At 65.7% G+C, this 24,471-nt stretch carries 21 protein-coding genes; 19 read left to right on the top strand and 2 right to left on the bottom strand.

Features of this window, described 5'->3' with window-relative positions; genetic code table 11:
• The first annotated feature begins 282 nt into the window (after positions 1–282).
• Positions 283–459, top strand: coding sequence for a hypothetical protein (locus AAG895_RS18650; protein ID WP_345793461.1), 177 nt, complete (start codon positions 283–285; stop codon positions 457–459).
• A gap of 167 nt (positions 460–626) precedes the next feature.
• Positions 627–1,184, top strand: coding sequence for a hypothetical protein (locus AAG895_RS18645; RefSeq protein ID WP_345793460.1), 558 nt, complete (start codon positions 627–629; stop codon positions 1,182–1,184).
• 127 nt (positions 1,185–1,311) lie between these two features.
• Here the strand turns inward: AAG895_RS18645 and AAG895_RS18640 are convergent, their stop codons facing one another.
• Entirely contained in the window at positions 1,312–2,094 is a 783-nt protein-coding gene (locus AAG895_RS18640) for a hypothetical protein (protein WP_324523861.1), read from the bottom strand.
• 418 nt (positions 2,095–2,512) lie between these two features.
• Here AAG895_RS18640 and AAG895_RS18635 point away from each other — a divergent pair, with 418 nt between their 5' ends.
• The 8 genes from AAG895_RS18635 to AAG895_RS18600 all read left to right on the top strand — a co-directional run bounded on the left by AAG895_RS18635 (position 2,513) and on the right by AAG895_RS18600 (position 14,330).
• Positions 2,513–5,887: a site-specific DNA-methyltransferase gene (locus AAG895_RS18635; RefSeq protein WP_345793459.1), complete on the top strand. Its 3,375-nt coding sequence runs from the start codon at positions 2,513–2,515 to the stop codon at positions 5,885–5,887.
• 11 nt (positions 5,888–5,898) lie between these two features.
• Positions 5,899–8,772: a DEAD/DEAH box helicase family protein gene (locus AAG895_RS18630; protein WP_345793458.1), complete on the top strand. Its 2,874-nt coding sequence runs from the start codon at positions 5,899–5,901 to the stop codon at positions 8,770–8,772.
• 65 nt (positions 8,773–8,837) lie between these two features.
• A complete protein-coding gene (locus AAG895_RS18625; RefSeq protein WP_159688288.1) occupies positions 8,838–9,053 on the top strand; it encodes a hypothetical protein in 216 nt (71 codons plus the stop codon).
• A gap of 463 nt (positions 9,054–9,516) precedes the next feature.
• Entirely contained in the window at positions 9,517–10,131 is a 615-nt protein-coding gene (gene gmk, locus AAG895_RS18620; RefSeq protein ID WP_345793457.1) for a guanylate kinase, read from the top strand.
• Between the two features lie 2 nt (positions 10,132–10,133).
• Positions 10,134–10,349 carry a DNA-directed RNA polymerase subunit omega gene (rpoZ, locus tag AAG895_RS18615; protein WP_297362858.1) on the top strand — a complete coding sequence of 72 codons (216 nt, stop codon included), beginning with the start codon at positions 10,134–10,136 and terminating at the stop codon, positions 10,347–10,349.
• A gap of 17 nt (positions 10,350–10,366) precedes the next feature.
• Positions 10,367–12,574: a bifunctional (p)ppGpp synthetase/guanosine-3',5'-bis(diphosphate) 3'-pyrophosphohydrolase gene (locus tag AAG895_RS18610; protein ID WP_345793456.1), complete on the top strand. Its 2,208-nt coding sequence runs from the start codon at positions 10,367–10,369 to the stop codon at positions 12,572–12,574.
• 74 nt (positions 12,575–12,648) lie between these two features.
• Positions 12,649–12,837 carry a DUF3460 family protein gene (locus tag AAG895_RS18605; protein ID WP_345795340.1) on the top strand — a complete coding sequence of 63 codons (189 nt, stop codon included), beginning with the start codon at positions 12,649–12,651 and terminating at the stop codon, positions 12,835–12,837.
• A 56-nt stretch (positions 12,838–12,893) separates the two neighbouring features.
• Positions 12,894–14,330, top strand: a complete 1,437-nt coding sequence (locus tag AAG895_RS18600) for an exonuclease domain-containing protein (protein ID WP_345793455.1) — start codon at positions 12,894–12,896, stop codon at positions 14,328–14,330.
• A 43-nt stretch (positions 14,331–14,373) separates the two neighbouring features.
• On the opposite strand, the gene AAG895_RS18595 is transcribed toward AAG895_RS18600, so the two are convergent.
• Positions 14,374–15,072: a Crp/Fnr family transcriptional regulator gene (locus AAG895_RS18595; RefSeq protein WP_345793454.1), complete on the bottom strand. Its 699-nt coding sequence runs from the start codon at positions 15,070–15,072 to the stop codon at positions 14,374–14,376.
• A gap of 255 nt (positions 15,073–15,327) precedes the next feature.
• Between AAG895_RS18595 and AAG895_RS18590 the strand changes: the two genes are divergently transcribed.
• From AAG895_RS18590 to AAG895_RS18550, 9 genes are all read left to right on the top strand, one after another.
• Entirely contained in the window at positions 15,328–17,238 is a 1,911-nt protein-coding gene (locus AAG895_RS18590; RefSeq protein WP_345793453.1) for a HAMP domain-containing protein, read from the top strand.
• The gene (gene narL / locus AAG895_RS18585) at positions 17,235–17,879 is read left to right on the top strand and encodes a two-component system response regulator NarL (RefSeq protein WP_345793452.1); all 645 of its coding nucleotides are present in this window, start codon (positions 17,235–17,237) and stop codon (positions 17,877–17,879) included. Before AAG895_RS18590 ends, narL begins: the two co-directional genes overlap by 4 nt.
• Before the next feature lie 146 nt (positions 17,880–18,025).
• Positions 18,026–18,562, top strand: coding sequence for a ferredoxin-type protein NapF (napF, locus tag AAG895_RS18580; protein WP_345793451.1), 537 nt, complete (start codon positions 18,026–18,028; stop codon positions 18,560–18,562).
• Entirely contained in the window at positions 18,559–18,813 is a 255-nt protein-coding gene (locus AAG895_RS18575) for a chaperone NapD (RefSeq protein WP_345793450.1), read from the top strand. The genes napF and AAG895_RS18575 overlap by 4 nt, the downstream gene beginning before the upstream one ends.
• A gap of 1 nt (position 18,814) precedes the next feature.
• A complete protein-coding gene (gene napA / locus AAG895_RS18570) occupies positions 18,815–21,361 on the top strand; it encodes a nitrate reductase catalytic subunit NapA (protein WP_345793449.1) in 2,547 nt (848 codons plus the stop codon).
• A gap of 74 nt (positions 21,362–21,435) precedes the next feature.
• Positions 21,436–22,311, top strand: coding sequence for a ferredoxin-type protein NapG (napG, locus tag AAG895_RS18565; RefSeq protein ID WP_345793448.1), 876 nt, complete (start codon positions 21,436–21,438; stop codon positions 22,309–22,311).
• On the top strand, positions 22,308–23,252 hold the full coding sequence (gene napH, locus AAG895_RS18560; RefSeq protein WP_345793447.1) for a quinol dehydrogenase ferredoxin subunit NapH: 945 nt from the start codon (positions 22,308–22,310) through the stop codon (positions 23,250–23,252). The genes napG and napH overlap by 4 nt, the downstream gene beginning before the upstream one ends.
• Positions 23,249–23,701 carry a nitrate reductase cytochrome c-type subunit gene (locus AAG895_RS18555; RefSeq protein WP_345793446.1) on the top strand — a complete coding sequence of 151 codons (453 nt, stop codon included), beginning with the start codon at positions 23,249–23,251 and terminating at the stop codon, positions 23,699–23,701. Before napH ends, AAG895_RS18555 begins: the two co-directional genes overlap by 4 nt.
• A gap of 22 nt (positions 23,702–23,723) precedes the next feature.
• A complete protein-coding gene (locus AAG895_RS18550; protein ID WP_345793445.1) occupies positions 23,724–24,350 on the top strand; it encodes a NapC/NirT family cytochrome c in 627 nt (208 codons plus the stop codon).
• The last annotated feature ends 121 nt before the right edge of the window (positions 24,351–24,471 follow it).

The following is a 24,471-nucleotide window of genomic DNA, read 5'->3' as shown; positions in this document are numbered from 1 at the left end:
GTAGCAGTAGCAAACCCGCCTGACCGGGTAATGGGGGGCAATCCAACCGTAGCAACTGTAGCAACTGTAGCCGTAGCAAATCCCCCGCAAGGGGGTGTTGCCGCCAACGACCCGACCGCAGCGCCAGCAAGTCATTGGCTGATCCATTTTGCCGACCGTGACCCGCTGGAATCGTGGTTCTCGCCAGCCGTCACGCACGGTGAAGTCCTGGCGGCACACCCGGCTGCACTGGCGGCGGAGCCTATCCCCGAGCGCGATATCAGGAAGCCGACGACCAGCACGATGACGACCGCCAGTTGCAAGACCTGCCGACACCGCAAGAGGCCGGGCCTGTCGGCGGGCTACTGCGGCGGTGGGCGTGACGATCTTCCTGGCGCGTATGGGCTGCATCACCCGCTGCGCAAGCTGCCTGCCGACGAGGGCGAGAGCTGCGCCAGCTACCTGCCGCACGAGGGCTGACACGATGCGGGAAAACGTACATCGTGAAAACCGGCTGCATCCCAATACTGGCGCGGGATACGGGCGTTTCTGGGCTGCTTTTATTTGGTCAAGCTGCCTGATGATTTCGGTAAATCTGCGGGGGCACCATGGGCGGAAGTGGTAGCGGGCGGCGCGGTGGACGTGATGTGACTGCGCACTATCGGCGGCTCGACGTGCGCGAGCTGCATCGTGCTGGCGTGCTGGTGCCTGGGTGGCGTGGCGGCTGGAACTGGTATCGCAACGGACAAAAGCGGGCGAACGTAAATATCGAGGTGGGCGACGCATCTATCCAGTTGCGCTACCGTGCGACTGACCGGGGCGAATGGAAGGACTACGACTACACGGTGCGGCTCAGTCGCAGCAGTTGCCACTATGGCGGCGAACGTCCGTGGTTCCTCTGCCCATGCTGTGGGCGGCGCGTGGCGATCCTTTACGGCGGTGCGGTGTTCGCCTGCCGGACGTGCTACGGGCTGGCCTATGAGGTGCAGCGGGAGGATGAGACGGACCGCCTGGCCAGACGGGCGGACGCCATCCGGGATCGGCTAGGCTGGGAGGCCGGCATCCTGAACCCCGATGGATGGAAGCCGAAAGGGATGCACTGGCGCACCTTCTGGCGGCTGAAGGCAGAGCATGACCGGCTGAAGGGCGGCGCGCTGGGCGCGTGGGCGAAGCGGCTGGGCATTCTGGACAGCACCGGGCGCTGATTTGGCGGTGCGGTATCCAAGGCGGTATCCGCGGCAAGAGCCTGGACCTTTGCGCGCACGCGTAGCGATGGGCGCACCCTCTGAACAAGGGGACTCCAGTGGTGCAAGGGGCGCAACCTATTGGGCCTCAAGAGGCTTCATCCAGCGTCCACTGCAACTGGCCTACTGCGTCTTCCACTGCTGGGCGAATATCCTGTTCCAGCACCAACGCTCGGATGTCTTTCTCGAACCGGTCACGCAGCGCTGCCAGCAAAAGGCCATCTTCGTCCTCGTGTAGCAACTCCATGTAGCGCTCCAGCAGCGCATGGCTGATGTTGGCAATGTCGTCGTCACCCCCCGCCAGCAATTCATCCACGTATTCCGACAGGAAGTCACTGGTTTCGCCCGCCTCAGAGAGGGCTTCGCCGATCAGGCCGCCCAGGCTGATTTCCATGGAAACGACATCGCCACGAGCAGGCCCGATGAAGTCGAGATTGCGCCCCGATGCTGCTTGCCCGACGCGCTCCAGCACGGCGGCGGCGATGTCGTCGCGGCTGATGCCTCCGATGTTTTCTGGATCATTGGCGTCGCCTGCGTCGTTTCGGGTGTAGATGCTCAGAAACAGCAGGGTGTGCTTAGGAAGCTCTTCCAATGCGCCCGCAATCACTGTGTCCAGCACTTCGTCAAAGTTTCTGCTGGTAGAGCCAAAGCCAAAGTCATCATCGTCATAGGGGCCTTCCTGCAACTGCCAGCAGTACTCGTCCCATAGATGGCGGGCAGCCACGTCGCCAAACAGACCAACGGCATCCATATCGCTTAGCGATGCGATGGTGGTCTGCACTAGTCTTTCAAGCGCTGGCTTGGCAATGGAACAGGCCGCAGCAACGAGGCGTTCATAGTTGGCAATGTCAATTTCGATCTTGTCTGACATGTCTCTTTCCTTGCGCGCTCCAGCATAGGGTTTTCTGCCCACAATGGCGGCCGCCTTGCCCCCGGTTGGACTGGTTCCGTTAGAGAGCCCGTCCTGATTTTCGTGCAAACGGTGTTTGTTGCGTTCGAGGGATACGCTCCCCGAGCTGGATGGTATCTGCGAGCGCACAGGCAAGACGAAGTGCCAAGTGATTGAGGCGGCGATTCTGCACTTCGAGGGTTACGCTGTAACCGGTGCTGAGTGTCCGCACCATGCACCAGCAACGAGAACCGGGCATGTGCCGGTTTTCTTCGTGGGCGGTGGATTCGAGATTTGGACGCGCGCGCGTGCACATGCGCCTGCTTCAGCAACTTCAGATCAATGGGCACTGGGGCGTGCCTGGGCTGCCGTTGATTGGAAGGCCGTCCTTGCATGACAGATGCAGCACTCGCAAGCCATAATCGACCGCAAACCGCCGCTGGTGGCCTGCGAACAAGAAGATCAGGGAGTGCTTTCCGTGTCCAGCCTGCAAGATCGCGTCACTCGCGCGATGCTTTCCATCGTCCCGTCCGATGGTTCCACGATCGGCAATACCGCCCTTCGCCGCGAGATCGAAAAGAGGTTGCAGTCCGAGGGGCTGGCGATGGGCGACGATGACTACTGGCAGGCGCACAGCGCCCTGGTTGCCGACGGCGCGCTGGTGAAAGGGCAAGGGCGCGGCGGCTCGGTGCGGCGCGCGCAGGCGGGCGGGAATGTCGAATCCAGCGCGTCGGGCGGTCTCGCGGACGATGCCGGCGGCTTTGCCCTGCAGGTGCAGCAGACCCCGGAACTGCGCAGCACACCAACGCCGCCGAAAGCCCCGGCCGCTGCGACGCGCCCGACAGCGCCGGTCACGCGCAATGCAGCCGGCGAGGCGGCGCAGATCATCTCCTACCGCCACGCCGACAAGCGCAAGAACAACCCCGAGGTCGGCATGGTGACGCCGGCCACGGACCCGGAGGCGGGCAAGACGCGCTGGGCTTACGATCCGCACCTCGACCCGGCGCTGCAGTTCGATCCCGCGCGCGCCAACATCGAGAAGCTGATCGACGACGCGCTGGCGTCGGGCGACACCGACCGCATGCGCGAGGCCCTGGAAGAGCTCAAGCGCTTGCAGTCGCCCTACCTGAACTGGGCGGGCAAAGCCGAGCGCACCAGCTTCGAGATCGACACCGTCAGCCTGCACGTCCATGAACGTATCGACCCAGCGAGCATCCTGTCTGCGGTGCGAAAGGCGATGAAGGGCGAGGGCAAGGCCAAGGGCGCAGAGAAGGCCATCCAGCCCGGCCTGTTCGACGCCCCCTTCGAGAACCTGCCGCTGCGCGACGCGATCGACTTCTACCGCCATGAACGCGGCTGGGCGAACCGGCTGGTCGCGGGCGACAGCCTGCTGGTGATGAACAGCCTGCTGCAGAAGGAGAGCATGGCCGGCCGGGTGCAGATGATCTACATCGACCCGCCCTACGGCATCAAGTACGGCAGCAACTTCCAGCCTTTCGTCGGCAAACGCGACGTGAAGGACCGCAACGACTCGGATCTCACGCAGGAACCCGAGATGATCAAGGCGTTTCGGGATACCTGGGAGCTGGGCATCCACTCGTACCTGACCTATCTGCGCGACCGGCTGCTGCTGGCGCGGGAACTGCTGCACGAGTCGGGCAGCGTGTTCGTGCAGATCTCGGATGAGAACCTGCATCACGTGCGTGAGATCATGGATGAGGTGTTTGGAGCCGAGAATGCCGTTGGGTTGATCACTTTTAAGAAAACTACTGGTGCGGGGAGCCCTTCCGGCGGCACGCAGGTGTTGGCCCGAGTTGCTGACTATTTGGTTTGGTATGCGAAGGCCGCAAGTCGGGTTAAGTACCGTCAGATCTATAGGGAAAAGGAAATAGACGGCGCAGGCGGTTCTGGCTATTCGATGGTGCAAGACTTATCCGGTTCGAGGCGTCGGATCCGCACTGACGAGGCCCCATCCACGGGTGTGTTCACTCCGGATAATCTGACCTCCCAGAGCTCTGGAGGTCCTCAAGTATTTGAATGGCATTTCGAAGGTTCGCTTTTCTCTCCTCAGAAGGCTGGATGGAAGACGACTCAAGCGGGAATGAGAAGACTGCACAGAGGTGGACGGTTGTATGCCGCTGGGAACACTCTGCGTTATGTCAGGTTCTTCAATGATTTCGCTGCATTCCCGATCAACGGACTCTGGGATGACACCACGACCGCAGGGTTTGGCGATCCTAAGAGCTATGTTGTTCAAACGAACAGCAAAGTCATTGAGCGCTGTATGCTCATGACAACCGACCCCGGCGACCTAGTTCTCGACCCGACCTGTGGCTCGGGCACCACGGCTTACGTCGCCGAAAAATGGGGCCGCCGCTGGATCACCTGCGACACCTCGCGCGTGGCCGTCACGCTGGCCAAGCAGCGCCTGATGACCGCCAGCTTCGACTACTTCGAGCTGAAGTATCCGCATGAGGGTCTGAAAGGCGGCTTCATCTACAAGACGGTCCCGCACGTCACGCTGAAGTCGATCGCCAACAACCCGGACATCGACAGCATCTACGAGCGCATGCACCCGGCGATCGACACCGCGCTGGCGCGTCTCAACGATGCACTGCATCGCGCGCCGCCGGCGCTGCCCTTCGCGATCACCGAAGGCGGGCGCAAGGGCACGGCCATCGACTTCGCCAAGGGCGTATCCCTGCAGGAATGGGAGGTGCCATTCGACTTCCCGGAGGGCTGGCCCGCCACCGCTCGGGAAGCCTTTGATGCCTTCCACGCCGCCCGTCAGGCCATGCAGCGCCAGATGGACGACTCGATCGCCGCGCACGCCGATCAGGAGGTGCTCTACGACCAGCCCGCGATCGCCAAAAACAAGCTGCGCATCACCGGCCCCTTCACCGTCGAGGCGGTGCCCTTCCCGAGCGTGAAGTCGCTGGACGAGGCGAGCGGCCCGGAAGAGGCGGACGCCAGCATTGCGCGCACCGGCGAATCCGGTCGCCAGCACCAGTGGCGCGACGAGTTGCTGAAGACCGGCATCCGCGGCAAGGGCGGCCAGATGCTGAAGTTCGCCGACCTGGAGGCACTGCCCTTCGACGCCGACATGGCGAACCTGCATGCCGTCGGCCACCTCGACAGCGGCGAGCGCGTGGTGGTGAGCTTCGGCCCGGAGCACGCCGCGCTGGAACAGCGTCAGGTCGCCAATGCGCTCAACGAGGCCGGCAACCTGTTCCCGCTGCCGAAGATGATCGTGTTCTGCGCCTTCACCTTCGACCCGGAGGCCGCCAAGGACATCGACGCGCTCAAGGGCATCACCGCGCTGAAAGCGCAGATGAATACCGATCTGCTGACCGAAGACTTGAAGAAGGCGCGTGCCAGCAACCAGAGCTTCTGGCTGATGGGCCAGCCCGAGGTCGAGGTGCGTACGCTCAAGGACGGTCGGTTCGAGGTCGAGGTCCATGGCTTCGACTATTTCGACACCGTAAAGGGCGAGCTCGTGTCCGGCGGCAAGCGCAACATCGCCATGTGGGCGCTCGACACCGACTACGACGAGCGCAGCCTCTTCCCGCGTCAGGTGTTCTTCCCGATGGCCGGCAAGGGCGAAGGGTGGGAAAAGCTGAAGAAGAACATTCGCGCCGAGCTCGACGAGGCTCGCCTGGGCAAATTTCACGGCACGGTCAGCCTGCCGTTCGAGGCGGGCGACAACCACAAGGTGGCGGTGAAGATCGTCGATGACCGGGGTATCGAGTCGCTGAAAGTGATCGGGCTGCAGTGATGGGCGACACGATGAGCAAACCGCGGTCCCTGATCATCAGCTCGCCTTTCGAGGCACCGACCCACCACTGGCGGCGCAAGAGCGACAGCAGCCTTGAGCTGATGGAAGGCCGGCGACCGGCCGGCTACGAGATCTTCGACACCCGCAACAACACGCTGCGCAGCGTGGAGCTCGAACTCGTCAATCGCATCCGCGAGCGGGTTGATGCTTGGCGCGAGGCCGGCTATCCGGGCGTGACTTCGGTGACGCGGCAGTTGCTTGCGCACTGGCAGGACGAGGAGATCAGCCGGCAGTACGCCTTCTACTTCTGTCAGCTCGAAGCGATCGAGACGCTGATCTGGCACGTCGAGGCACCGGCCGACTACAAGCAGGGCATCGCCATTCCCGGCGACGGCGGCGCGTGGGAGCGCGTCTGCAACAAGATGGCCACCGGCAGCGGCAAGACCACGGTGATGGCCATGCTCATCACGTGGCAGGTGCTCAATGCGCTGACCTATCCGAAACGCACCAAGGACTTTTCGCGGGCGGTCTTCATCGTCGCGCCAGGTCTGACGGTCAAGGAGCGGCTGCAGGTGCTGCTGCCGGGACATCCGGAGAACTACTACGACGCCTTCGCGCTGTGCCCGAATGAAGCCCTGCGGCAGAAACTTAATCAGGTCGAGATCCTGATCGAGAACTGGCATAGCCTGATGCCGCTGAAGGAGCAGGACCGCTCGGTGGTGAAAAAGGGCGCGGAGAGTGACGAAGCCTATGTGCGCCGAGTGCTCGGCAAGCTCGCAGGCTACAAGGACATCATCGTCATCAACGACGAGGCCCACCACGCCTACCGCAAGCCGGCCGAGAGCAAGGTCAGCAAGAAGGAGGCGGAGGCGCTCGGCATCGACCTGGAAGAGGCCACGCGCTGGGTCGAGGGACTGGACCGCATTCACAAGATGTGCCGCATCAGCCGGTGCTTTGATCTGTCGGCGACGCCGTTCGCACCGACCGGCAAGACCAGCACTGAGGCTGCGCTGTTCGAGTGGGTGATCTCGGACTTCGGGCTCTACGATGCGATCGAGGCCGGGCTGGTGAAAACGCCGCGCGTGGTGATCCGCGACAACGCGCTGCCGAATGCGCAGACGTACCGCAGCAAGCTGTATCACCTGTACCGCGAGCCCGAGGTCGCTGAAGACTTGAACCGTCGGGGTGCCGAGCCGCACGAGGCATTGCCGCAGATCGTCCAGGAAGCCTATACGCTGCTGGGGGCCGACTGGCGCGAGACGCTGAAGGCGTGGCAGACGAACAACCACACCTCGCCGCCAGTGATGCTGACGGTGTGCAATCGCACCGAGACCGCGGCGCGGATCGAGCATTACTTCCGCTCGGGCGATGCGTACTGGCCCGAGCTCCATGTGCCGAGTCGAACCCTGCGCGTAGACTCCAAGGTGCTCGACAAGGCGGAGATTGGTGAAACCGCCAGCAGCGACAAGGCTTACGAGGCGGTGCTGCGCGAGATCGTCGAGGCGGCCAACATCCCGGTGACACGCAAGGCGGAGCTCCTGGAGTTGAAGAAGGAAGAGCTGCTGCGCGCGATCATCGACAACGTCGGCAAACGCGGCAGCGCGGGCCAGGATCTGCAGAACGTGATCTCGGTGGCGATGCTCTCAGAGGGCTGGGACGCCAAGAACGTGACCCACATCATGGGCCTGCGGGCCTTCACCAGTCAGCTACTGTGCGAGCAGGTGATCGGCCGCGGCCTGCGTCGGGTGTCCTACGACACCGAGGCGGTGGTCTGCCCGGACGGCAAGGAACGGATGCTGTTCAAGGCCGAGTACGTCAACGTGTTCGGTGTTCCGCTGTCGGTGTTCGAGGATGTGGGTGCGGGAGGCGATGCGCCGCCGCCGCCGCGAAACAGCACCCAAGTCGAGGCTGTCCAGGAGCGCGCCGAACTGGAGATCAGTTGGCCCAATGTGCTGCGGGTCGATGTGGTTGTGCACTCCACGCTGCGTGTCAATTGGTCGAAGATGACGGTGCTCAAGCTCGATCCTGCCAAGATCCACGTCAGCGCGGACATGGCTCCCGCCTTGGGCGGTGCGGCCGACCTCAGCAAGGCGGTGTCCATTGACCTGGAGAAGCTGCCCGAAGAGTTCCGGCTGCAGCGCGTGTTGTTCGTGGCGGCGCGCAAGGCATTTGCCGAAATGCGGCACGGCTTCACCGGCAGCCGCGAATATCTCGTTCAGCAACTGGTGCGACTGGTCGAACAGTTCTTCCAGTCCGACCGGCTCGACATCCCGTCGCTGTTCCATCAGGAGCCGCTGCGCAAGCGCATCCTGTTCGCGCTCTCGATCGACACCATCGTCCAGCATGTGGTCGATCATTTCCGGCAGGAGAACGCCGAGCGGCTGGAACCCGTGTTCGATAGCGAGTTCCCGATCGGCTCGACGCGCAACATGCGCACTTGGTACACGACAAAGCCTTGCGTCGAGACGACCAAGTCGCAGATCAGCCACGCAGTCTCGGACAGCACTTGGGAAGCCTACACGGTCAATGTGCTCGAACAGCGGGCTGACGTGGCGGCCTACGCCAAGAACGACCACTTGGGCTTCCAGATCTACTACCTGTGGCGCGGCAGCCGGCGGCGCTTCGTGCCCGATTTCCTGATCGAGCTCGCCAACGGCAAGCGACTGGTGCTGGAGATCAAGGGCGAGGACTCGGACCAGAACAGGGTCAAGCGCATGGCGCTCGATGCCTGGGTGCGGGCGGTGAATGCCCGCGGTGGCTTCGGGACGTGGTGCTGGGATGTGGTGAAGGCCGAACCGTCGAAGGTCGATGACGTGCTGGCGCATCACGCAGGACATGCGCGCGCGTCGGAACCGATTGGTGAGGGGGTATTGGTCCCTGCGTGATCCGGATTGCGGTTACAGCGTAACCATTCTAGAGTTACGGTTACGCTGTAACCGACGAGGACAACATGGGCATGACCAACGCCGAGAAGCAACGCCGCTACCGCGAGCGCGCGCTGAAAGACCCGGACGGGCTGCTGCTCACGCGGCTGCAAGTGATGCTGTCCCCGACTGCTGACGCAACGCTCAAACGTATCTGCGAGCGCACCGGCCAGACCAAGCGCCAAGTGATCGAGGCCGCGATTCTGCACTTCGATGGTTACGCTGTAACCGATGCGGGGTGATCCTCGATCAGCACCAGTAACCGACCCGGCCGTGTGCCGGTTTTTTTGTTCGGCAGTGCCTGACTATCACCCGCATCTGATGTGTGGCACCTGGGCCGATCTGGTGGGCCTGGGCGATGGAATCGAGAGATGTACGCGCGCGGGGCTGGCGTCAAGGTACTTCCTGGCGATCTTCCGGCGCGGGTAATTCGAACCGCGAACGTCGGCAGGTTTCGGCGGGCCTGGGGCTGTTTCTTCGACTGGGTTCTGCGCCAGCAAGAGGCGGGTTCTTTACTTGGGCGCCGCTGCGTACAATTCAGCCTCAAGGCACAAGAGGCCGGAAAATGTGCACCCAAGAGTGCACCCAAAAATACAGCCGAACGCAGACCATCAGTAACGGCAAGGTTTCTAGGCTGTATTCAACATATAGGTGCAGAACCTGGAATAACGGCTCCACGCCAAGGCACCCACAGGAACGCAGGCCATGCCCGGAACACTTTTCATCGTCACCGCGCCCTCGGGCGCCGGCAAGACCACCCTGGTGCGCGGCCTGCTGCAGCGCGATGCGCGGGTGCAGCTGTCGATCTCCTACACCACGCGCGCGCCGCGCCCCGGCGAGCAGGACGGGCGCGAATACCACTTCGTCGACGTGCCGACCTTCCGCGCGCTGCGCGACCGCGGCGAGTTCCTCGAATGGGCGGAAGTGCACGGCAACTACTACGCCACCTCGAAGGTCTGGCTCAAGGCGCAGATCGATGCAGGGCGCGACACCCTGCTCGAAATCGACTGGCAGGGCGCGCAGCAGGTGAGGAAGCACTTCCCCGGCGCGGTCGGCGTCTTCATCCTGCCGCCGTCGATGGAGGAACTCGAAGCCCGTCTGCGTGGCCGAAACACCGACAGCGACGACGTGATCAGCCGCCGCCTGCTCGGTGCCCGCGGGGAAATGCGCCATGTCGCCGAATTCGACTACGTTATAATCAACGACGAAATCGATGCCGCGCTCGACGACCTCGTTGCCGTCGTGCGCGCTGCGCGTTTGCGCTACGCCAACCAGCATCAGCGGCATCCCGAATATTTCGCCTTTCTCGAACAGGATTGAACATGGCCCGCATCACCGTCGAAGACTGCCTGAAAAGGATTCCGAACCGCTTCCAGCTCACCCTGGCGGCAACCTATCGTGCCCGCCAGCTCACTGCCGGCGGCACGCCGCAGATCGAACTCGAGCCCGGCGACAACGACAAGCCCACCGTGATCGCGCTGCGTGAAGTGGCGGCGGGCAAGGTCGGTCTCGAGATGCTCAATCGCGGCCAGGCCTGACCACGCCGGGGGGTCGCATGAAGACCGCAGAAGCGGGCCCAGCCCCCCAGCCTTACCGGCCGCCCCCCTCGAGCGTGCTCTCGCTCGATTTCCAGCAGCTCAAGACCAAGCTCGAGACCTACCTCAAGGCCGAGGACGTGGGTCGCGTCGAGGCGGCCTACCATTTCTCGGCCGACGCCCACGCCGGGCAGTTCCGCGTCAGCGGCGAACCCTACGTCAGCCACCCGGTTGCGGTGTGTTCCCTGGTCGCCGACTGGCATCTCGACCCCCAGGCGCTGATCGCTGCGCTCCTCCACGACGTGATGGAGGACACCCACATCACCAAGGCGGAGATCGCCGAGCGCTTCGGCAAGGTCTCCGCCGAACTCGTCGACGGCCTCTCCAAGCTCGACAAGATCGAGTTCCGCTCGCAGGAAGAGGCGCAGGCGGAGAACTTCCGCAAGATGCTGCTGGCGATGGCGAGCGACCTGCGCGTCATCCTCATCAAGCTCGCCGACCGCCTGCACAACATGCGCACGCTGGACCACATGCGTCCGGCCAAGCGCCGCCGCATCGCCAACGAGACGCTCGAGATCTACGCGCCGATCGCCAACCGGCTCGGCCTCAACGATCTGTTCCGTGAGCTGCAGGAACTCTCCTTCCGCAACAAGTACCCGCTGCGCTTCGAGGTGCTGTCCAAGGCCATCCGCTCGGCGCGCGGCAATCGCCGCGAGGTGGTCGGCAAGATCCTCGCCAGCATCGAGGAGCGTCTGCCGCAGTGGGGCATCGTCGCGGAGGTGCAGGGCCGCGAGAAGCACCTCTACGGCATCTACCGCAAGATGGTCGAGAAGCACCTGTCGTTCTCGCAGGTGCTCGACATCTACGGCTTCCGCGTCATCGTCAAGGACGTGCCGAGCTGCTACCTCGCGCTCGGTGCCCTGCACTCGATGTACAAGCCGGTGCCGGGCAAGTTCAAGGACTACCTGGCGATCCCCAAGGCCAACGGCTACCAGAGTCTGCACACCACCCTGATCGGCCCCTTCGGCATGCCGGTCGAGGTCCAGATCCGTACCCGCGAGATGCACCACATCGCCGAGACCGGCGTGGCCTCGCACTGGCTGTACAAGGAAGACGAGCGCACGCTCACCGAGCTGCAGCAAAAGACGCACTCCTGGCTGCAGTCGCTGCTCGAGCTGCAATCCACCTCGGGCGAGGCCACCGAGTTCCTCGAGCACGTCAAGATCGATCTCTTCCCCGGCGAGGTCTATGTGTTCTCGCCGATGGGCAAGATCTTCTCGATGCCCAAGGGCTCGACGCCGGTGGACTTCGCCTATGCGGTGCACACCGACGTCGGCAACCGCTGCGTGGCCTGCCGCATCAACGGCGACCTGATGCCGCTGCGCAGCGAGCTGCGCAATGGCGACCAGGTCGAGATCATCACCGCCGCCCACGCCAACCCCAACCCGGCGTGGCTGTCCTACGCCCGCACCGGCAAGGCGCGCTCGCAGATCCGCCACTTCCTCAAGAACGCGCAGCAGGACGAATCCGTCGCGCTCGGCGAGCGCCTGCTCAACCAGGCCCTGCGTCCGCACGGACTCACCCTGGGGCAGATCTCGTCCTTCGCCTGGGACCGCTTCCTGCGCGACCGTGGGGTGCGCAACAAGAAGGACGTGTTCTCCGACCTCGGCCTCGGCAAGCGCCTGCCGGTGATCGTCGCCCGCCGCCTGGCCGAGGCGCAGGACCTCGAATCCGGCCGCCCCGACGTGGTCAAGCCCAAGCCTGCGGGCGCGATCACCATCCGCGGCTCCGAGGGCGTGGCGGTGCAGCTCGCGCGCTGCTGCCACCCGATTCCGGGCGACCCGATCATCGGCACCCTGCGCAAGGGCCAGGGGCTGGAGGTGCACACCCACGACTGCCCCAACGTCGCCAAGCTGCGCAGTGACCGTGGGCGCTGGGTGGACGTGGAATGGGAGCACGTGGTCGACGATCGCCTGTTCGACGTCGGCATCCGCGTCCTCAGCCGCAATGCGCGTGGCGTCCTCGCACGCGTGGCGAGCGCGATCGCCGAGGAGGACTGCAACATCCAGAGCGTATCGATGGAGAGCGAGCAGGGCGACTACACCGCCCTCAGCTTCACCGTGCAGGTGCATGACCGCATGCATCTGGCGCGCGTCATGCGTGCGGTGCGCCGGGTGCAGGAGGTCGTGCGCATCGGCCGCGTCAAGGGTGACGGCCGCGTAGGGTGAACGCCGCCGGCGCTGATAGAATGCCGGCCGAACGCGGCACCTGGGCCGCCGTACCACCTCACGAGGGCTCCGACATGGCGATGTACGAATCCGATCACACCAAGTTCATGCGCGAATGGATGGAAAGGCATCCCGAACAGCGCGACGAGCAGAAGAAGGGCCGCAGCCTGTGGTGGGACAAGCCGCAGAACGTCGACGAGCAGCAGCGCCTCGCTGCCGTGCAGGTTCCGGTCAAGCCCTACTACTACGACGCCAACCACTGAATCCCGGCACGTAGCGCACACTTGTTGCGATTGATCACCGCCCGCGGCAGGCCCGGATGAGCCTGCCGCACCGTCTTGCGATCATCGATGTCGAGAGCACCGGAGCTCATCCGGTGCGCGACCGCATCACCGAGATCGCCATCCTGCGCGTCGAGGCGGGCGAGGTGGTGGCGCGCTGGGAGAGCCTGGTCGCGCCGGGCCAGTCGATTCCGCCGCTGATCGAGCAGGTCACCGGCATCACCGACGCGATGGTGGCCGACGCGCCACCCTTCGAGGCGGTCGCCGACACCGTCGCCGCGCTGCTCGAGGGCTGTGTCTTCGTCGCCCACAGCGCGCGCTTCGACTATGCGTTCATCAAGAACGCCTTCACCCGCATCGGGCGCACCTTCGAGGCGCCGGTGCTGTGCACCGTCAAGCTGTCGCGCGCGCTGTTCCCCGAGCATCATCGTCACGGCCTGGACGCGCTCATCGAGCGTCACCAGCTCGTGTGCGAGGCGCGCCACCGGGCGATGGGCGACGTCGAGGTGCTGTGGCAGTTCGTGCGCCAGGTGGAGGCGGGCTTCCCGCCCGAGGCGCTGGCGCGCGCCGCCGAGCGCGCGATGAAGGCGCCGGTGCTGCCGCCGGGGCTGCCCGAGGGTGTGCTCGAAGCGGTGCCCGACGTGCCCGGGTTGTATCTGTTCCATGCGACCGAGGCGCCACCCGCCAACGGGCGGCGCGATCAGCCATTGTTCGTCGGGCGGGCGCAGAGCCTGCGCGCACGCGTGCGGGAGCACTTTGCACCCAACGTGCGCAAGGGGCGTGACGCCGAGCTGGTGGCCCGGGTGAAGCGCGTCGAGTGGATCGAGACCGCCGGCGAGCTCGATACCTCGCTGCAGGAGCTCGAACTGCTGCGCGCGTTCCGGCCGCCCTACAACCGCGCGCAGGAGCCGGCGGAGGAGGCGTTCGCGCTGCGCCTGCTCGCCAACCGGCGGCGGCCGCCGATCTACGACAAGGTGCCGATTGCCGGTACCGATCCCGCTGACTGGGCGGGCCTGTATGGGGTGTTCCGAAACCGCCGCGAGGCGGACAACCTGCTGCGCGAGCTGGCCATGCTGTACCGGCTGTGTCCGCGCCGCCTCGGCCTGGAGGGCGGCAGCGGGCCGTGTACGGCACATGCGACGCGGCGCTGTGCCGGGGTGTGCGCCGGCAGGGAGTCGATCGCCGAGCACGATGCACGCCTGGCGGGTGGGCTGGCCGGCGTCGGCACCAGACCCTGGCCGTGGGCGGGCGCGGTGCATGTCGTCGAGCATCAGCCGGCGAGCGGTCGCCGCCGGCATCATGTCTTCGACCGTTGGTGCTTCCTGGGGAGCGCAGCCGACGAGGCCTCGGCTGCGACGCTCGCCGCCACTGCCCCGCGTGCCTTCGACGTCGATATCTGGAGGCTGTTCTGCCGCTGGCTCGCCGTACCCGCTCACCTCGAGCAGCTGGCGGCCTTGTCCGCACGCGAGATCTGAAGCGCGCGCGTCGCGGCGATCCGCGGCGACCTGCAGCTGCGCGTCAGTGCGCCGCGCAGCTGCGCAGTTCGGAGAGCTTGCTGAGCACCATGCCGCGCCGGCCGCGCGGCTGGATCATGCCTTCACGGGTGAGCTGGGAAAGGATGCGCGACAGGGTCTCGGGGGTGAGGTTGAGCTGGGCGGCGATGGTCTGCTTGTCGATGTCGAGACGGATCTCGCAGCGCTCGGCATCGTCGGGCGCCAGTCGGGTCAGGTAGTGCGCCACGCGCTGCGTGCCGCTGAGCTGGAATTGCACCTGCATCGTCGACATCAGGTCGTAGCTGGCGGTGGCGAGGCGCATCGACATCGACACCGAGAATGGCGTCGAGCTCACCATCGCCTCGCGCAGCAGGGCGATCGGCACGAAGAGCAGCTCGCTCGGGCCCATCGCCTGGGCGTTGAAGAGGTGTGGCCGGTTGAGCAGCGCCGCCTCCTCGCCGAAGAAGGTGCCGGGCTCGGCCAGGCGTACGATCTTCTCGCCGCCGGACGGGGACAGCACGAAGCACTTGATGCGCCCGCCGAGCACGAGGTGGATGCCGCGCGGACAGCCTTCCTGCTGCACGAGAAGCTCCCCGCGAGCGGCATGGATCGGCCGGGCACCCGCCTGGATGCGCACACGCTCGGCGGCCTCGAGCATGTTGAAGGGCGCGAAACGGGCCAGAAGATCCGATGTGTCGATCACTGGGGTGCCTGGGCTGCTCATGCGACTCTCCTGCTGACGCCATGTGCGGCGAACGGACTGTAGACTAGTCGCTCGTTTGATTCGCGCACGCTGCGGCGCACCGTGCGCGGAGACCGGGGAGGCGCATGAATACCTCCAAAGAGGTATCTGGGAACTTTCCCAACTAATTGATTTTGAAAATCAAATGAATAATGCCACCCTATTTCGGGGTGAAACGGGCGTGGAAGGGGTATGTCCACGTCGTCGGTCCGGCAAGCGGCCGACAGGAGGCTGACGATGCAAATCGCGATTCCCAGGCCGGTCGTCCGGCGCTCGATCATGCTGCTGGTTGCAGTCGCCATGCTGGCGCTCACCCTGATCAGCCTCGCGGGCATGAGCGCCTCGATGCTGGTGGTCGAGAGCACCCGCGGCAGCGCCAGCGTGATCAACATCGCCGGCAGCCTGCGCCGCTACACCCAGCGGGTGGCCAACCTGATCGCGGTCGATGCGCTCAGCGGCAGCTTCGAGACCGCGCGCGTGGCGGCAGCGGTCGAGGATTTCGAGACCCAGCTCGAGCACCCTGCGCTGCTGCGATTCGTCGAGCGCGCACCGGGTGAATTGTTCGCCGCCACCTACCGCGGTGTGAGCGCATCGTGGTACCAGAGCCTGAAACCGCGCATCGAGGCGCTCGACAGGCCGTCGGCACCGGCGGCGGAGGTCGAACTGCTGCTGAGCGAGGTCGATGCCTTCGTCGAGCAGCTGAACTCCCTGGTGGCCGTGCTCGAGCACGACACCGAGGCGCGCATCCATGACCTGCGCTTCATTCTCGGGGTCGCAATCGCCGTCACCGTGCTGGTCGTGAGCATCGCGCTCTTCATGCTCTATCGCGCCGTGTTGCGGCCGTTGCGGGGCCTGCTCGAAGCGGCCCGGCGGATCGCCGGCGGCGATTTCGGCGTGCGCGTCGACTACACCGGCGACGACGAGTTCGGCCGCGTCGGGCGCGCCTTCAATCTGATGGCGGACGAACTCGCCAAGTACTATCACTCGCTCGAGCAGCGCGTCGCCGACAAGACCGCCGAGCTGCAGCGCAGCAATCGTTCGCTCGAGCTGCTCTACCATGCCATCGCCCGCCTGTACCAGTCGCCGACGGCGGTCGACGCCTACGAGGCGACGCTGCGCGACATCGATCGCGTGGCCGGCCTGGAGGGTAGCTTCGTCTGCCTCGAGCCGCGCCACGGCGGCGCGGCAACGGTGATCGCCTCCTCGGTCGGCCCCTGTCCCGACCGCAGCGCGCGCGGCGAGGAGGCCTGCCAGGCCTGTCGCGAGGCCTCGCACGGCCATGGCGTGGCGCTGCACAACCCGGCGCTGCTGCGCTTTCCCCTGCGCGACCGCGAGCACCACTACGGCATGCTGCGCCTCGCGCTGCCCGACGGCGTGCGTCTGGAGGACTGGCAGCGCCAGCTCGTCGAGGCGCTCTCGCGCCACATGGGCATGGCGCTCGGCGCGGCGCGGCGCAGCGAGCAGGAGCGCCTGCTGGCGCTTCAGGAAGAGCGTTCGGTGATCGCCCGCGAGCTGCACGATTCGCTGGCGCAGGCGCTGTCCTACATGAAGATCCAGGTCAGCCTGTTGCAGCCGGTGCTCGCCGACCCGGCGCGCAGCGCCCAGGCCGCACCCATCCTCGCCGACCTGCGCGAGGGCATCAACGCCGCCTACCGCCAGTTGCGCGAGCTGCTCGTGTCCTTCCGCCTCGGCCTGTCGGCCGACCTTCCCACCCTCATCCAGGATGCAGTGCGCGAGTACGGTACGCGCGGCGGCGTCGACATCGCGCTCGAGGTCGAGCTCGGTCACTGCCTGCTCAGTCCCAATCAGGAGGTGCATGTGCTGCAGATCGTGCGCGAGGCGCTGTCGAACATGGTCCGCCATTCGGGCGCACGCCATGCGCGCGTCGCCCTGTGCGGTACGGAGGATGGCCAGGTGCGGCTGACCGTCGAGGATGACGGCGCCGGGATCGGCGAGCCGCCGGTCGACGAGCGCAACCACCATGGGCTCGCGATCATGCGCGAGCGCGCGCGCAGCATCGGCGGCGAGCTCGACATCGTCGCCATGGCGCACGGTGGCACCCGCGTCTGCCTGCGCTTCGCGGCGGCCCCGGGCATCGCCGTCGCAGTCACGGATGGCGCGGCGCAGGCCGGCGGGGGGCAGGCATGATGGAAACGCAACGTGTCCTCATCGTCGACGACCATCCGCTGTTTCGCCGCGGCCTGGTGCAGTTGCTGCAGATGATTCCCGGCTTCCTGCTGGTGGGCGAGGCCACCGGCGGCGTGGAGGGGCTGGCGATGGCGCGCGAGCTGCGGCCGGACCTCATCCTGCTCGACCTCAACATGCGCGACCTGAGCGGCCTTGAGGTGCTGCGCGGACTGCGCGCGGCGCGGCTCGACACGCGGGTGGTGATGGTCACGGTTTCGGATTCGGGCGAGGACGTGGTGGCCGCCCTGCGTGGTGGCGTCGATGGCTACCTGCTCAAGGACATGGAGCCGGAGGCGATGCTGGAGGCGCTGCAGGCGGTTGCCGCCGGGCGAGTGGTCATTCCGCAGCAGCTCAACCACCTGCTCGCCGCCGCCCTGCGCAGCGAGTCGCGGCCGCAGTCGACCGGGGCGGCCGGGCTCACCGAGCAGGAGACGCGCATCCTCGAGAAGATTGCCGAAGGCCTGTCCAACAAGCAGATCGGGCGCGAGCTCGACATCGCCGAGGGCACGGTCAAGGTCCACGTCAAGCACATCCTGCGCAAGCTCGACCTGCGCTCGCGCGTCGAGGCGGCGGTGTGGGCGGTGGAGCGCATGCGCACCTGACCGGTCCCGCTGCGCGGCGCCGGGGTGCTCGCCCATGACGCCTGATTTTTCGGGGAAATTGCGATCAGTTCGCAGGTTGACGCGAGTCAATAACTCGCCGTTTCAACTGGATTTAAATCCGGGTTGCGAACAACCCGGACAAGAAGTTGGCCTCCTCGAGCACCTCTCCAGTCGTTCCCTCGCGCAGAGGTTTCCTGCGCGGCAGGGTACGCGACGTGAAGCCCGCGCGGCGCCCGCCGTGGGCGGTGAATGAGCTTGCCTTCCTCGACCGCTGCACGCGTTGCGACCGCTGCATCGACGCCTGCCCGACCGGGATCCTGGTGCGCATGGACGGGGGCTTTCCTGGGGTCGATTTCACCCGCGGCGAGTGCACCTTCTGCGCCGACTGCGTGACGCACTGCGAGCCGCGCGCGCTCGTGCGTGCCGATGCGCAGGCGCTGCCGTGGGCGATCGTCGCGGAGATCGGCGCCAGCTGCCTCGCCACCACCGGCGTGGAATGCCGCGTCTGCGGCGAAACCTGTCCGGCGAGCGCGATCCGCTTCCGGCCCCAGCTCGGCGGCGTGGCGCGGCCGCAACTCGACGCCACGCAATGCACCGGCTGTGGCGCCTGCATCGCCCCCTGCCCGGCCCGGGCGATCGCGATGCAGTCGACGGACAACCTGCCCACGGAGAGGGAAACATGAACATTGCAAGTCTGGTCGTGCGGGCGTTTCCCGCGGACTTTCCCGAGGTGATCGATGCCTTGTCGCGCATTCCCGGCGTGGAGCTGCATGGCTCCTCGGCCGAGCAGGGCAACATCGTCATCACCATCGAGGACGGCGAGGGCTGGTCGGTCACCGACTCGATCCTGGCCGTCAATCTGGTGCCCAGGGTGCAGGGCCTGACGATCGCTTACGAATACACCGACGACGGTCTCGAATTACAGGAGGCATGAAATGAGCATGAATCGACGCGAATTCATCAAGAACAACGCGATTGCCGCCGCCGCTGCCACGGCGGGCATCAGCATTCCCGTTGTGACGCAGGCGCAGGGCGCTGCTTCTGCGGGTACCACCGTGCGCTGGGACAAGGCCGCCTGTCGCTTCTGCGGCACCGGCTGCTCGGTCCTTGTGGGGGTGCAGAACGGGCGCGTGGTGGCCTCGCAGGGCGACCCGGACTCGCCGGTCAACCGCGGCCTGAACTGCATCAAGGGCTACTTCCTGTCCAAGATCATGTACGGCGAGGACCGCCTGACCAAGCCGCTGCTGCGCATGCGCGGCGGCCAGTACGACAAGAACGGCGAGTTCACCCCGATCACCTGGGACCAGGCCTTCGACATCATGGCCGAGAAGTGGAAGGCCGCGCTCAAGGCGCACGGCCCGCGCTCGATCGGCATGTTCGGCTCCGGCCAGTGGACGATCTGGGAAGGCTATGCCGCCGCCAAGCTGCACAAGGCCGGCTTCCGCACCAACAACATCGACCCCAACGCCCGCCACTGCATGGCTTCGGCGGTGGCCGGCTTCATGCGCACCTTCGGCATGGACGAGCCGATGGGGTGCTATGACGACATCGAGAACGCCGACGCCTTCGTGCTGTGGGGCTCGAACATGGCCGAGATGCACCCCATCCTGTGGAGCCGCATCACCGACCGCCGCCTGACCCATTCGGGCTGTGAAGTGCACGTGCTGTCGACCTTCGAGCATCGCTCGTACGAGCTCGCCGACAACCCGATGATCTTCAAGCCGCAGACCGACCTGGCGATCCTCAACTACATCTGCCACCACATCATCTCGACCGGCGCGGTGAACAAGGACTTCGTCGCCAAGCACGTCAAGTTCAAGCGTGGCGAGACCGACATCGGCTACGGTCTGCGCGGCAATCATCCGCTCGAGGCCAAGGCCACCAACAACGGCTATCCCGGCGCCGACGGCAAGCCCAAGGGCAACCCGGGCAAGTCCGAGGACATGACGTTCGAGGAGTTCGCCGCCTACGTGTCCGAATACACGCTCGAGAAGACGTCGCAGCTTTCGGGCGTGCCCGAGACCCACCTCAAGCGCATGGCCGAGGTCTATGCCGACCCGAAGCGCAAGGTCACGTCGTTCTGGACCATGGGCTTCAACCAGCACACCCGCGGCACCTGGGTGAACAACATGATCTACAACGTCCACCTGCTGGTGGGCAAGATCGCCGAGCCGGGCAACAGCCCGTTCTCGCTCACCGGCCAGCCCTCGGCCTGCGGTACCGCGCGCGAGGTCGGCACCTTCGCCCACCGCCTGCCCGCGGACATGGTGGTGAACAATCCCAAGCACCGCGCGTTCGCCGAAAAGGTCTGGAAGCTGCCCGAAGGCACCATTCCCGACTGGATCGGGTTGCACGCCGTGGCCCAGAGCCGCGCGCTCAAGGACGGCACGCTCAAGTGCTACTGGACCACGACCACCAACAACATGCAGGCGGGTCCGAACGTCAATGACGAGATCTACCCGGGCTGGCGCAATCCCGAAGCCTTCGTCGTCGTCTCCGACGTCTATCCGACCGTGTCCGCGCTGTCGGCCGACCTCATCCTGCCGTGCGCGATGTGGGCCGAGAAGGAAGGCGCCTTCGGCAATGCCGAGCGCCGCAGCCAGTTCTGGCGTCAGCAGGTGAAGGCGCCGGGCGAGGCCAAGTCCGACCTGTGGCAGTACATCGAGTTCTCCAAGCGCTTCAAGGTCGAGGAGGTGTGGCCGGCCGAGCTGCTCGACAAGATGCCGGAGTACAAGGGCAAGACCCTCTACGACGTGCTCTATGCCAACGGCCAGGTCAACAAGTTTCCGCTCGAGGAGGTGGCCAAGGTCAACGAGCACGCGATTCCGGGCTACATGAACGACGAGTCGCAGGCGCTCGGCTACTACCTTCAGAAAGGCCTGTTCGAGGAGTACGCGACCTTCGGGCGTGGCAAGGCGCACGACCTCGCCGACTTCGATGCCTACCATCGTGCGCGCGGTTTCCGCTGGCCGGTGGTCGAGGGCAAGGAAACCCTGTGGCGCTACCGCGAAGGCTACGACCCCTACGTCCAGGCCGGGGAAGGCTGGAGCTTCTACGGACATCCCGACAAGAAGGCGATCGTCTTCGCGCTGCCCTATCAGGATCCGCCCGAGATGCCGGACGCCGAGTACGACATGTGGATGTGTACCGGGCGTGTCCTGGAGCACTGGCACACCGGCTCGATGACCCGTCGCGTGCCCGAGCTGCACCGTTCGGTTCCGGATGCGCAGGTCTTCATGCACCCGGAGGACGCGCAGAAGCGCGGCCTGCAGCGCGGCATGGCAGTCAAGGTGATCTCCAAGCGTGGCGAGGTGGTGGCGCGCCTCGAGACGCGTGGGCGCAACAAGCCGCCGGTCGGCCTGATCTTCATCCCCTTCTTCGACGAAGGGCGCCTGGTGAACAAGCTGATCCTGGACGCGACCTGCCCGATCTCCAAGGAAACCGACTTCAAGAAGTGCCCGGTGAAGGTGGTCAAGGCCTGATGATGGAGGCGTGAAACTGGGTTCCGCACGATCGACCGGGGGGCGGCGTGCGGAGCCGGTGATCCACGACACACATGAGCAAGCAAGTGGACAAGACTGAGCGCAGCGGGACGAAGGTTCCGACCTCGCGCCGCCGTTTCCTGAAGGAATCGGCCGGCGTGGCGGGCGGAGCCGGTCTGCTCGCGCTCGGCGTCGGGATGTACGCGGAGCAGGCGTCGGCGTTGCCGGCCACTGCCATCCGTCCTCCCGGCGCCCTCCCCGAAGCGGCGTTCCTGGCAGCCTGCGTGCGCTGCGGCCTGTGCGTGCGCGACTGTCCCTACAACACCCTGAAGCTGGCCGAGCTCGGCGACAGCGTGGCTACCGGCACGCCGTACTTCGAGGCGCGCAGGATCCCGTGCGAGATGTGCGAGGACATTCCCTGCGTGGTGGCCTGTCCGACCGGTGCGCTCGACCGTGCGCTCACCGACATCGAGCAGTCGCGCATGGGGCTGGCCGTGCTCATCGACCAGGAGAACTGCCTCAACTTCCTCGGCCTGCGCTGCGATGTCTGTTACCGCGTGTGCCCGGTCATCGACAAGGCGATCACGCTCGAGCGCATGCACAACCCGCGCTCGGACCGCCACGCCATGTTGCTGCCCACGGTGCATTCGGAGCACTGCACCGGCTGCGGCAAGTGCGAGCAGGCCTGCGTGCTTCCGGGCGAGTCGGCGATCAAGGTGCTGCCGATCAAGCTCGCTCAGGGCTCGAAGGCCGAGCACTACCTGCGCGGCTGGGAAGAGAAGGAAGCCGCGGGCCAGTCCCTCATCGGCGACCAGATCGAACTGCCCGTGCGTGGCCTGGAAGACAAGGCCTATGGTGACACCCGCGTGCGTCCCGGTGAGGAACCGCCGCGTGTGCCGGACTACGCCCCGGCGGCGCCGGGCGGGCTTGATTCGGGGTGGAAGCCATGAGCGCCCCGACGACCTCCGCAATCAACGGCGGCAAGCCAGAGCGCAAGGTGCCGCCCACCAGCGTACGTGGCGCCGCGATGCGTGGCGTGGTCGCGCGTCCCGGACAGGAAGCGATCGAGGCCAAGGGCTGGCTGCGTGCCCACAAGTGGCTGTTGCTGCGGCGTGCCTCGCAGCTCGGCATCCTGGCGCTCTTCCTCGTCGGGCCCGCGCTCGGCTGGTGGATCGTCAAGGGCAACCTGTCGTCCAGCCTCACCCTGGGCGTGCTGCCGCTCACCGACCCCTTCCTGATCGCGCAGCAGTTCGCGGCCGGGCAGTGGCCTTACCAGGAGGCCTTGCTGGGGGGGGGCATCGTGCTCGCCTTCTACGTGCTGTTCGGTGGTCGGCTGTTCTGCTCCTGGGTCTGTCCGGTGAACCTCGTGACCGATGCGGCTGCCTGGCTGCGGCGGCGTCTGGGGCTCAAGGGCGGCAAGGCGCCGGCAGCCAACACGCGTTACTGGCTCCTCGGTTTCGTGCTGGTGACTGCTGCGGCGACCGGTTCGCTGGCGTGGGAGTGGGTGAACCCGGTGTCGATGTTCCATCGCGGGCTGATCTTCGGCTTCGGCCTGGCCTGGGGCATCGTCGGCGGCGTCTTCTTCTACGACCTGCTGATCGCGCCGCGCGGCTGGTGTGGCCACCTGTGCCCGCAGGGCGCCTTCTATGCCCTGCTCGGACGCGCCTCCGTGCTCAAGGTGTCTGCAGCCAAGCGCAGCGCCTGCAACGACTGCATGGACTGCTTCGCCGTCTGTCCCGAGCCGCAGGTGATCCGACCTGCACTCAAGGCGGTGGGCCAGGACCATCCACTCATTCTCGATGCTGATTGCACCACCTGCGGACGCTGTGTGGATGTATGCGGCAAGGACGTTTTCCGTATTACGACCCGATTCAACAGGAGCGAGTCATGAAAAAACAAACCCGCAATCTCGTGATCGCGCTCGTCGCCGCACTCGGCATCGGCGCCGCACTGCCCGATGTCGCGGAGGCCCAGAGCGTCCGCAGTATCCGTGGCGCCGACGTCGCCGACCCGGAACTGGCGGTCGGCAACTTCAAGCCCATCCCGGACCAGGCGCCCCTGCCGCGCGACTACGTGCAGCAACCGCCACTGGTGCCGCACAAGGTCGATGGTTACGAGGTCTCGATCAACTTCAACAAGTGCATGGACTGCCACTCCTGGACGCGCTACCGCGAGACCGGTGCAACCAAGGTCAGCGTCACCCACTTCAAGGATCGCGAGGGGAGCGAGCTTTCCAACATCTCGCCGCGGCGCTACTTCTGCCTGCAGTGCCATGTGCCGCAGACCGATGCCCGCCCGCTGGTCGAAAACCAGTTCCAGCGCGCCCAGGGCCTGCGCTGAGGACGTCTGAACGGGGTATGAAATGACCGACAACAAAAAGAGTCTGATGCAGCGCATCCGTGGCGCCGGTTGGGGCGCGGTGGTGCTGCTGTTCGCGGCCGGTGTGGTGTTCTGGGGTGGCTTCAACTGGGCCCTGGAGATGACCAACACGGAGAAGTTCTGCATCTCCTGCCACGAGATGCAGGAGAACGTCTTCAAGGAGTACCGCAACACCATCCACTACCAGAACCGCACCGGCGTGCGCGCGACCTGCCCGGATTGCCACGTGCCCAAGGAGTGGGGCCCCAAGATGATCCGCAAGGTCAAGGCCTCGCGCGAGCTCTACGGCAAGGTCATGGGCACGATCGACACACCGGAGAAGTTCAACCAGGAGCGCCTGCGCCTGGCCGAGAACGAGTGGCGCCGGATGAAGGCGAACAACTCTCAGGAGTGCCGCAACTGCCACAACTACGAGTACTTCGACTACTCGGTGCAGGGCCGTCGCTCCAACCAGATGCACCAGGCCGGCTTCGCCGAGGGCAAGACCTGCATCGACTGCCACAAGGGCATCGCCCACTCGCTGCCGCCCGTGGTCCAGAACATCGGTGCCGAGCGCAGCGGCGTGGCGCCGGAGATGCTGCATCCGCGGCCGCCTGCCGCCCAGCAGTAATCCGCGCGCTCCTCAGGGCCGCACCGGGTGCGCATGCGCACGGTGCGGCCCGGTTCGCCCTGCGCCCCGGGCGATGGGGCGCCTCACTCGGCCAGCCCTTTCGCGCCGTGCCGGGATGGCG

The sequence above is a fragment of the Thauera sp. JM12B12 genome (assembly GCF_039614725.1).
Classification (GTDB): Bacteria; Pseudomonadota; Gammaproteobacteria; order Burkholderiales; family Rhodocyclaceae; genus Thauera.
This window is presented reverse-complemented; position numbering and strand designations above follow the sequence as displayed.